Origin of the sequence: Vibrio penaeicida (assembly GCF_002933855.1) — a bacterium.
Lineage (GTDB): Bacteria > Pseudomonadota > Gammaproteobacteria > Enterobacterales > Vibrionaceae > Vibrio > Vibrio penaeicida_A.
Genome location: NZ_BFAQ01000099.1, coordinates 798 through 1,309 on the forward strand (window position 1 = coordinate 798; position 512 = coordinate 1,309).

1 protein-coding gene is annotated in these 512 nt (G+C 40.8%); it reads left to right on the forward strand.

Going from position 1 to position 512, the window contains the following annotated elements; genetic code table 11:
• Positions 1-36 precede the first annotated feature (36 nt).
• Positions 37-471, forward strand: coding sequence for a GNAT family N-acetyltransferase (locus VPNCDNU1_RS28640; RefSeq protein WP_104403528.1), 435 nt, complete (start codon positions 37-39; stop codon positions 469-471).
• The last annotated feature ends 41 nt before the right edge of the window (positions 472-512 follow it).

Consider the following 512-nt stretch of genomic DNA (forward strand, 5'->3'; position numbering starts at 1 on the left):
CTTAAGCGGGTGTTATGTGTAACCAGAGGAAAATGCATGGAAGTACAGCTAAAAGTAGGTAGTGACTCCTTATTCGCAGAATCTTTAACCAAGTCAAATATGGCAAGTTACTATCAAACTCGCGGGATAATCTGGGATCACAAGCAGTTTCTAACTAGTTGGGAAGAATTAGATAATTACGAAGTCCATCTAGACCAAGCTCGTGTTGGTGTTCTTCGTTTTAGCTATAGTGGCGATACTACCTTCTTGAGGGACTTTCAAATTTTGCCTGAGTTTCAGGGCAGAGGAATTGGGGCAAAGTGTCTCGAACTAGTTGTTAGACATGCGCTTAAAAGACAATCCACTAAGTTAGTTTTGCGTGTGTTTAGTGAAAACCCAGCAATCAGCCTATATGAGTCTAAGGGCTTCGTTAGAACATCTGAAGTCAAAGGGTTGGTTGAAATGGAGATCCCTTTAAGTTCAAACACATAACAAGCAATTTAAGAGGGATTCACAACGCTTGGCATTTTTGC